Annotated in this window: 6 protein-coding genes and 1 tRNA gene; 4 read left to right on the top strand and 3 right to left on the bottom strand. The window is 44.1% G+C overall.

Annotated elements, in window-relative coordinates:
- A partial coding sequence (locus H6F50_RS27310; RefSeq protein ID WP_277879372.1) for a histidine kinase dimerization/phospho-acceptor domain-containing protein occupies positions 1 to 1,538 on the bottom strand: 1,538 nt, incomplete at its 3' end.
- A gap of 371 nt (positions 1,539 to 1,909) precedes the next feature.
- Here H6F50_RS27310 and H6F50_RS21365 point away from each other — a divergent pair.
- From H6F50_RS21365 to H6F50_RS21350, 4 genes are all read left to right on the top strand, one after another.
- Positions 1,910 to 2,857 (top strand): circadian clock protein KaiA, encoded by a 948-nt coding sequence (locus tag H6F50_RS21365; RefSeq protein ID WP_190430261.1) that lies wholly within the window; start codon positions 1,910 to 1,912, stop codon positions 2,855 to 2,857.
- Between the two features lie 103 nt (positions 2,858 to 2,960).
- On the top strand, positions 2,961 to 3,275 hold the full coding sequence (gene kaiB, locus H6F50_RS21360) for a circadian clock protein KaiB (RefSeq protein WP_190430260.1): 315 nt from the start codon (positions 2,961 to 2,963) through the stop codon (positions 3,273 to 3,275).
- A 94-nt stretch (positions 3,276 to 3,369) separates the two neighbouring features.
- Positions 3,370 to 4,935 (top strand): circadian clock protein KaiC, encoded by a 1,566-nt coding sequence (gene kaiC / locus H6F50_RS21355; protein ID WP_190430259.1) that lies wholly within the window; start codon positions 3,370 to 3,372, stop codon positions 4,933 to 4,935.
- Between the two features lie 373 nt (positions 4,936 to 5,308).
- Positions 5,309 to 6,154 (top strand): class I SAM-dependent methyltransferase, encoded by an 846-nt coding sequence (locus H6F50_RS21350; RefSeq protein ID WP_190430258.1) that lies wholly within the window; start codon positions 5,309 to 5,311, stop codon positions 6,152 to 6,154.
- A 55-nt stretch (positions 6,155 to 6,209) separates the two neighbouring features.
- Here H6F50_RS21350 and H6F50_RS21345 read toward each other — a convergent pair.
- Positions 6,210 to 6,282, bottom strand: a tRNA-Arg gene (locus tag H6F50_RS21345).
- A 181-nt stretch (positions 6,283 to 6,463) separates the two neighbouring features.
- On the bottom strand, positions 6,464 to 9,871 hold the full coding sequence (locus H6F50_RS21340) for an ATP-binding protein (protein ID WP_190430257.1): 3,408 nt from the start codon (positions 9,869 to 9,871) through the stop codon (positions 6,464 to 6,466).
- Positions 9,872 to 9,892 lie beyond the last annotated feature (21 nt).

Raw genomic sequence — 9,892 nt, 5'->3', positions numbered from 1 at the left:
GTCAAATCTAAAATATCGTTGACCACCGTCATCAACTGACGCCCACTCTGATGAATCAGCTTTGCATAGCGTTCCTGACGCTCGTTCAGCTGTCCCAGTACCCGATCCTTGAGCAAGCTGGATAAACCCAGCACGGACGTTAGGGGAGTCTTCAATTCGTGGCTGATACAGGCTAAAAACTCATCTTTCATCCGGTTGAGTTGCACCAAATCCGCATTTTTAGCCGTTAGTTCCTTGGCAACCTGCTGCTGTTCCGTGATATCAGTTGCCATCACCAGCCATAAGTCAGTGCCGAGTGCTGAAGATTGCGGGTCAGGATTCAGTGAAGAGGAAGAAGCGGGAAGATAAGAATTTCCTCGGAACTCCTGTACTGGGGTTTTGCCTAAGGTTTCGAGAAGTTCTAACTCAGCCCCGTTCTGCCACAGGGGAATTTTGACAAACTGCCAAATGCGCTCGTTGCTCTTTTTCCAGGTTCTAGAAGGTTGGGTTGCTGAGGAATTATCGAGAGGGTTATTTAGAGTCAGGGTGGCTTCTGTCGCTGACATCACGCTGGCAGAATCACTGCTAACAGCTTCAGCTGCACCCAAATCGATTCGGTTGCTTTGCTTTGAAGGCTCCCATCGCCGAGCAGGCTGAATTTCCTGGGCGCTAGAACTTCCGACGAATATCTCGCTCCACACCGAGGGCAAGGAATCTAATCTGGCAGGTGCCTCTTGCTGTACTACGGGTGGGTTAAAGCTTTCCCCAATCTGCTGACGCCAAGTTAGGTTCTGGGCGATCGCTTGTCCAGAACTTGTTTGCAATCTTAAAGGCAATGGCAGTTGTTCCAACAGTTGCACTAAGGTTCTGTGTCCGCCGTGCGATTGCCCCACTTGTGCCCCTGTCGGCTTCTCCGCAGCAGGGCGTTGAACTGTGTTTGTTGCGACTGACCAAGGGAAGGGCGGTTTGCGTAGATGTCCGGATGCCTGGAGGGCAGCTTCTCGGAGCGGGGTTGCTTCCCGCAAAGCGATCGCGTCTTCTTGGAGTTCTTCTGGGGTATAGGCTTGGGAAGCTCTCTTCTGACTACTGCCGATGCCCCATTCCTCGCTGCCTTCGGCGGTTGCCATGAATTTCAAGATCCGCTGGCTATCTAACAAACCCAAGAATTGATGAGTGGGATCGACCACAGCCCAATGTTGCGGTGTTTGGGAATTGCATGAGCGCAAATACAGGCGAAATTCCTTCAGAGACAGCTGACTCGGTAACGTTGTCAACCGTTCAATCAGCGGAAAATTTAGATGACACAGGGGTTGCTGTAAATCCAGCGTCAAAGGAGCAACTAAATAATTTTCTTGGCTGAACGAATTTGTTACTAGAAGATGAGGCATTATTGCCCGCAGATTGATGACTCCCAGTGGATGTTGTTGTTCGCTGACCACCACCAGGCGATCGCAACTACCAGAGCTAAAAATCTCCAGCACCCTCACCAATGCCACTGTTTGTTCGCAAACGGGAACTGGCTCGATAAATTCCTTTAAACTGGGAGTGGATATGGACATGACCAACCTGGCTAGGGGAAAGTGCAACAAGAACGCACGCAGTACGTCGCCGCTCGAATTCATCGCTGAGGCTCAGTAGGTGCGGAGATCGCTTGGGTTTTTCCCTGCCTACAGCCTATAGGTATTTAAAAAGGAGTTGACAAAGGTTGAATTTCGTAGAGCTAGTTTTAAAAAAGCAAAAACAAGGTACTGCTCAATTATGCCTCGGTCGAGGGGGCTTCTTGAGCCTACTAATTACAATTAATAACAATTGGATTAATGATTAAATTAATATTAAGTAGTTAATGAAGAATGCCGGTGAGAGATCCTCCTCCTGAGCGATGTCTCCAGACAAACAGTAATTTAATTTCTACTCTAGAATAGTTAAAGTTTTGCATCATCCGCTGTCTATTTGTACTTTTGTGCGCTCGGAGTCGCTGGCACAGTCCTTACGCGATTCATTGTGCAGCGAATCCCCCAAAGAAGCGATCGCCGTAGAACATCGCTATCTTCTAAACCAGATATCATCCTTACCGGAGTTGTTTGACTGGGTTGAGCAGTACAAGCAACAAATTGATTGTTTGGTTTTACAAGAAGACTCATCGTTGCGCCCCCTCGTCAATCGTTTGTACGAACAAGGCATACTGCTGCCAGTTGTGATTTTATCTGGGGTAGCAGACGAAGCTAGTCAGGGAGCGACCACCCTAGAGGGGCAAAATCTCCCCCGTACCGCCCCGAATTCTACCCAAGCCTTGGAGACTTACATCTACCACCCTGGGGAAGTTTATGTAGCTGCAACCGAAGCGGACAAAATCGCGCGGTTGATTGAACGTGCGATCGCTCAGTTTCTTACTCTTGCTCCCACCTGTCTCCTGCCAGATCGCTCCATCACCGTCGATCCCATCACCGAGTTGCATACTCAAAACTTTCTCATGCTACAGCAGCGACGGCTGTCTGAAAAACTTAAGGAGCGATTAGGATACTTGGGTGTGTACTATAAGCGAAATCCACAGTCTTTTTTCCGCTATCTATCCCGAACGGAGAAGCAAGAACTTTTACAGCAACTCCGAGCAGAATATCGCAAAATTGTTCTCAGTTACTTTTCCACAGAGAGTACACTGAATCAAATAATCGACCAATTTGTGACAACGGCTTTTTTTGCCGATCTCTCTGTTTCTCAAATTGTTGAAATTCACATGGAATTAATGGATGATTTTTCCAAAAAACTGAAATTGGAGGGGCGGAGTGAAGAAGTCTTACTGGACTATCGATTGACTTTAATTGATGTCATTGCTCACCTGTGCGAAATGTATCGCCGTTCCATTCCTAGAGAGTCATGAGCCTACGCTTTAAGCGATTCATTTAAAGCAGACTCCGAAAAAACCTTAGACTTTAGACAATCCCGATTTCCCACTCCAAAACTCTTACCCTAATCCCTAAGCTATGAGTGTGCTAAAGAAAACTTATGTTCTCAAGCTCTACGTTGCTGGAAATACTAGCAATTCTGTACGAGCTTTGACAACACTCAAAAATATCCTCGAACACGAGTTTCAAGGTGTCTACGCTCTCAAAGTGATCGATGTTCTCAAAAATCCGCAACTGGCAGAGGAAGATAAAATATTAGCCACACCCACCTTAGCAAAAGTATTACCGCCTCCAGTCCGCAAAATCATTGGGGATCTTTCAGATCGGGAAAAAGTCTTGGTAGGGCTAGATATTCTCTATGAAGAACTTGCTGAAGCCGAAGCGGATTTATAAACTTTAATTCGGACTGGAGACTTTAGACTTTAAACTGTTGTAGGTTTCCTAGCCCGTTTCTGCAAGTAGAGCCAATTTTTGCGACGGAAGAGCGATGAGTAAAACTAATCCGATTGAGCCACAAGCCGAATTGGCTCCGGTGGGAGTACAAAAAATCCGGACGATGATTGAAGGCTTCGATGATATTAGTCATGGAGGCTTACCTTTAGGGAGAACTACCTTATTCAGTGGTACTTCTGGAACTGGCAAGACATTATTTGCCGTTCAATTTCTTTACAATGGAATTGCCTATTTTGATGAGCCTGGGGTATTTGTTACCTTTGAAGAATCTCCTACCGATATCATCAAAAATGCCTCCAGTTTTGGTTGGGATCTGCAACGCTTAATTGATGAAGGAAAGTTATTTATTCTGGATGCTTCACCCGATCCAGAAGGGCAGGAAGTCGTCGGTAACTTTGACCTTTCCGCCCTAATTGAACGCATTCAGTACGCCATTCGTAAATACAAAGCTAAGCGGGTTTCTATCGATTCTGTCACCGCTGTTTTTCAGCAATATGATGCTGCTTCCGTGGTACGAAGAGAAATTTTTCGCTTAGTAGCTCGCCTCAAACAAATTGGCGTCACTACGGTGATGACGACGGAACGGCTCGAAGAATATGGCCCCGTGGCGCGGTTCGGAGTAGAAGAGTTTGTTTCCGATAACGTGGCAATTGTCCGCAACGTTTTGGAAGGAGAACGCCGTCGTCGCACGATTGAAATTCTTAAACTTCGTGGCACCACTCACATGAAAGGGGAATACCCTTTCACCATGACCAATAATGGCATCAATATTTTCCCGCTAGGAGCAATGCGGCTCACCCAGCGTTCTTCTAATGTCCGGGTGTCTTCGGGTGTTAAAACCCTTGACGAAATGTGTGGAGGTGGATTTTTTAAAGATTCTATCATTCTGACAACGGGTGCCACGGGTACTGGCAAAACGCTTTTAGTCAGCAAATTTTTGCAGGTTGCCTGTACGAACAACGAACGTGCCATTTTGTTTGCCTACGAAGAATCTCGTGCCCAACTGTCTCGCAACGCCTACTCTTGGGGCATTGATTTTGAGGAGATGGAACAAAAAGGATTGCTGAGAATCCTTTGCACCTATCCAGAGTCGGCTGGGTTAGAAGACCACTTGCAGATGATTAAGTCGGAAATTGCTGAATTCAAGCCGTCTCGTATTGCTATTGATTCGCTTTCGGCATTAGCTCGAGGCGTCAGCAACAACGCCTTTCGGCAGTTTGTGATTGGGGTTACAGGTTATGCCAAGCAAGAGGAAATAACTGGCTTTTTTACCAATACCACAGACCACTTTATGGGTTCCCACTCGATTACGGATTCCCATATTTCCACCATTACAGACACGATTTTGATGCTGCAATATGTGGAAATTCGCGGTGAAATGTCCCGCGCTATCAATGTCTTTAAAATGCGGGGTTCGTGGCATGAAAAAGGCATCCGCGAGTACACGATTAGCGACGCAGGAGCTGAAATTAAGGATTCGTTCCGCAATTACGAACGAATTATTAGTGGTTCTCCTACTCGGATTGCGGTTGATGAAAAGAGCGAACTCTCCCGAATTGTCAGAGGGATGAGGGAAAACACTGACGATACAGAAATCTAATACTTCTTCGAGCATCTAGAATCGGTAACGACTCTATCTTTAGGCTTATATCCGAAGATATACGGATATAAGCATTTTCTCACCCACAACCCAGAGTGCGCTTGATTTTACGAGAAAATCCTGGATTTAGTGTCTTGAGAATTTTAGTCTTCTTTACAGAAACTTTATACTTCTGCGGTCAGCTCTCTTCTTATTTAAAGCTTAAGTAAAGATAAGCTCTCAGCCATAGCAATATTTTTGAAGGAAAGATTAAATATAAAGAACATCAGTCCGGATATTTACGGAGTTACCCGAATCTTTAAGGCTGGGGTACTGAAGAATACAAAATAGTCGCTTTCATCTAACCACAGCCTAGGGGAGGAGATTGAGTCAAATGCCGACCTTAAAGAAATCTCAACTTCAGTTAAACAATTTTCAACTGCTCAATGAGATATTTTTCCCGAAAAACTATGAAGCTGATTCTAGATTAAATCTTAAGCAAATCTGGGAGAAAGCTGCACTGCAATGGGAAAAAACTACCTCTTCTCAAGAAACTCCTAAAGAAGTTTGGGAGAATATTCCGACAGGCAAACATTTTGATTCGATTTTGGATCTGGGTTGTGGATATGGCAGACATGCTGCCTATCTTTCAAAACAAAAAAAAATTACCTGCGATCGGTATTACGGAATAGATATTTCCGAAAATATGCTACGTCGGATGTTGACCTTTCATAAGGCATACAATTTATTCTCTTCATCGGATTTTTCTTTGATTTGTATGCCAATGGGTCAGTTACCCTTTGAGGACAACTCAATAGAATTTGTAATCTCAAGTAGTGTTTTTCTTCACCTAGAAAAACAACAACTCAGCAAGAACCTGGCAGAAATTGCTCGTGTCATCAAGCCAGGGGGAGTCTTTATTTTTGAGGATTTATTTTACAACCGATACTGTCCGGCAAATATTTTGGATAAAGTTTTGAGGAAAGTCAGGAAATCCGGACTCAATTTAGCCGATTTAAAGCAATACTCGTTGCGGGAAATCAACTGGCTGCTGAAAAATTCCCAACTCTCGCAAAAATGCCCCCAATACACGATAAAACCCCATAAATCTGCCCTGCTGCCAGAACAACTGAGGGGAGTTGATATTTCTGCTTCGCCAGATATCGACCGGGAAATGAATCCTTCCAAATTTTTAAAAGGAATTTTGGCGAGTGGTTATTGCGTTTACTCGAAAGGTTAAAGTTTAAAGGCTAAAGAAGAGACGCGATCGCGCCTCTTCTTTTTAGGGCTTTCAACGAGCATGGAGGGATTCGAACCCCCGACCCTCAGAACCGGAATCTGATGCTCTATCCACTGAGCTACATGCCCTAATAACTTGAATAGTATAACATTTTTTGGGATTTAGCAATTCTGGCATTCCAGATGCTGTTACTTCACGGTAAATTAGTCAGCGGTTGGGCGATGCCTCTCAAAGAAAATGATTCGCTTTGCACCTGACCCCAGAAGCCTTCATTTTGATTGCTCCTGGTCTATATCAGCCTTTTTTTTGCTACTGAATCGGAATCTCAATAATAAACTCTACGCCCTGTAAGGGTGATGAAATACAGCGAATCTGTCCCCCGTGACGTTCCACCACAATCGAGTAGCTGATAGACAATCCCAAGCCAGTGCCAGCCCCCACCGGCTTCGTCGTAAAGAAGGGGTCAAATATCTTCTTTTGCACTTCCTCCGTCATGCTAGGCCCATTATTCCCGATCCGGATTGCAACCCGATCATCCTCTACAACAGAGGTGCGAATCCAAATCGTAGGTGATTGTTCATGATTCATGGTTGATTGTTCATTGTCATGACCCACGAACGATAAACCACAAACCTCTTCTAAGGCATCAATTGCATTACTGAGAATATTCATAAATACCTGATTCAACTGACCTGCATAACAGGCCACTTTAGGCAGCCGAGCAAATTCTTTAACCACCTCAATCCCCAATCGGTTTTTCTGGGGTTTGAGCCGATGCTGCAAAATTAACAAGGTAGATTCAATGCCTGAATGAATATCTACTGGCTTCATTTCTGCTTCATCCAAGCGCGAGAAGTTTCTCAATGACAGCACAATAGATTGGATACGTTCGGCTCCTACCTGCATAGAAGATAAGATTTTTGGGAAGTCTTCTTTCAAGTATTCCAATTCAATTGTCTCCATCTCTCGCTGAATTTCTGGAACTGGATTGGGGTAAAACTGCTCATACATCTGTATAAGATTGAGCAAGTCTCGCGCATATTCATTTGTAGGGGCAAGATTGCCGTAAATAAAATTGACTGGGTTGTTAATTTCATGGGCTACTCCCGCCACCAGTTGCCCAATACTAGACATTTTTTCTGCCTGAATCAGTTGGGCTTGGGTACGTTGCAATGCGCTTAAAGTGAGTTCTAGCTGTTGTGCTTTCTCTCGTTCTCGCGCTTCTGCTTGCCGCAGTGCCTCCAGATTAGATAGCTGAAGATGAAGGTTGATGCGTGCTAGAAGTTCATTTTTCGAGATTGGTTTAATGAGATAATCGTTGGCACCAGACTTAAATCCTTCTACTAGGTCTGATACTTGATTTTTTGCAGTTAACATCAAAATGGGAAGTTCGGTAAGCGAATACTGTTCGCGAATTTTCTTGCAAACTTCATAGCCGGTCATGCGCGGCATCATTACATCCAATAAAATGATGTCTGGTCTTAACCCCTGCGCGATCGCTGCCAATGCTTCTATGCCATTAAAGGCTTGAGTTAAGGAATAGTTTTGCTCCGATAGATAGTTGACCAGCACCTGCACGTTAACTGGCTCATCATCCACTATCAAAATCTTGATGTCGCCACTTTGGGTTGCAAATTGCTGTTTAGCAGGTTGCAGGTTTCCAAGCCGAGGTTTCAATTCTTTAAACTTAAACCTTTCTTCAACCTTCAATTCTTCGACCTTCACCTCTTTTGAGAGGGGTAGGGTAAACGTAAATCGGGAACCAACTCCCATTTGAGATTCTACGCAAATTTCCCCATTGTGCAATTCCACTAGCTTTTTAGTAATCGCAAGACCAAGACCAGTCCCTCCATAAATTCTTGCTGTTGAGCCATCAGCTTGTTCAAAAGATTCAAAGATTTTGCCAAATTTCTCTGGGGGGATACCAATTCCCGTATCGGCAACGGTAATCGCTAGATAAGGTAAATATTCAGCGTCAGAAGAATCTTCCTTCTGCCCCTCCTCGACCACAGATGCCGACACTTCTACCACACCAGAATCTGTAAATTTAATAGCATTACCGACCAGGTTGTAGAGAATTTGTTGCACCCGATCTTCATCAGCATTAACAGACGGTGTATTGGGAGCAATTTTATTGATCAGTTGCAAAGATTTTTTACCAATTAGAGGCTGGCTGAGAGTCAGCACCACATTGGTAATTTCTCTCATTCCCACCGGCTTGATTTTAAGCGGTAGATTTCCATGTTTCAGTTTAGAAAAATCAAGGATATCGTTGATCAAATTGGATAGCCGGTGAGCGCTCGATACTACCATCGATAGATTATAAATTGTCTTCTCAGGCAAATGCCCCGTTACACCATCTATCAAAGATTCGGTAATGCCAATGATGCCATTAAGCGGGGTGCGGAGTTCGTGGGAGGTATTTGCCAGAAACTCGTCTTTTAACTCCTCCATCCGTTTGCGTTCGGTAATGTCTTGGAATCCACTCAGCATTGCTTGCTCGCCGTTGAATGCGATTGGCTGAATGGATAAATTAATCCAAAATGGCGTTCCATCTACCTTTTTCGCCTGAAATTCGTAGTTGCGGACGTACCCATTTTTAGCCAGTATCTTCAGCAACTCTTTTCGAGCCTCAGGATCGTAATGAAATTCTTGTGCCTGACGACCTATCAATTCTTGCGTGGATAGACCCAAAGTTGAGCTACACGCCATATTCGCATACAGAATTTGGCTGTCAGATACACGACTTATCAGTAGAGGAACCGGAGTAGTTTCGGCAATCAATCGAAATCGCTCTTCGCTTTCGCGTAAGCGATTTTCTGCCTGCTTGCGCTCGTCAATTTCTTGCTTGAGGTCAGCATTTAATGCTGTCATCTCATCATAGAGTTTGGCATTCTCTAGAGAGATAGCAATTTGAGAAGACAGCATTTCCAAAACTTTCAATCGGTCAGGTGTAAAAGCATTAGTCGTCAGATTGTTTTCAAGATAAAGCAGACCAATTAGATGCGTTTGCTTAATAATGGGAAGACATAATATAGATTTAGTCTGATATTGTAAAACGTAAGAGTCTGATTTAAATAAGCCTTGGTTAGTGGCATCGTTTAAAACTAAATTATTCTTCGTTCTTTTTACATAATTGACAATAGCAGGAGAAACCTTATGACTGGATTCTACGGGAATAAATTGGAGAACAGTTACCTCAGCCCGATCGACTTCTCCCTCAGCAGCGATCGCTAAGTTGCCTGATTCTTCCAGAATGAGAAAGCCTTTCTGCGCTCCAGCATTCTCAATCACAATTTTCATCAACTTTTCTAACAACTTGTCTAAAACGATCTCACTCGCTAAGGTTTGGCTGGCTTTCACGACTGTCGTTACATCCAACAATCCCGAATCGCTGCCAGTACTAGAAGAAATTATGTTGCTCAGACTCCCAGCTTTGCCGGTTACAGATACTCCGGAAAAGAACTGCGGATATTTTTCTTCCACATGATTCACTTTAGCGATCGCGCCCCATTTAAGATAGCCATAGTGAGCTTCCAGAATATGGGCTTTTGCTAGCACAGTGTATTCTTTACCGAGAAAGAACTTTGCCGCTAGTTCATTGGCTATCGCTTCGTTCTGGATATAATCATTTTCTCTAGCTGAGTTAATTGACTTTTCATATAAATCCAAAGCCTCCCCCTCTTTGCCGGTAATTCGCGCTATTTCAGCGGACATTAGTAAATATTTGTGCAAAAA

It is taken from the genome of Coleofasciculus sp. FACHB-712 (genome assembly GCF_014695635.1).
In the GTDB taxonomy this organism is placed as follows: Bacteria; Cyanobacteriota; Cyanobacteriia; order Cyanobacteriales; family FACHB-T130; genus FACHB-T130.
The sequence above is the reverse complement of the archived record's forward strand: the minus strand, read 5'-3'. Positions and strand labels throughout refer to the sequence as shown.

Bases quoted from the DNA above. Each gene is read 5' to 3' on its own strand.
- kaiB (WP_190430260.1), top strand. From the start codon at position 2,961: ATGAGTGTGCTAAAGAAAACTTATGTTCTCAAGCTCTACGTTGCTGGA.
- kaiC (WP_190430259.1), top strand. From the start codon at position 3,370: ATGAGTAAAACTAATCCGATTGAGCCACAAGCCGAATTGGCTCCGGTG.
- H6F50_RS21350 (WP_190430258.1), top strand. From the start codon at position 5,309: ATGCCGACCTTAAAGAAATCTCAACTTCAGTTAAACAATTTTCAACTG.
- H6F50_RS21340 (WP_190430257.1), bottom strand. From the start codon at position 9,871: ATGTCCGCTGAAATAGCGCGAATTACCGGCAAAGAGGGGGAGGCTTTG.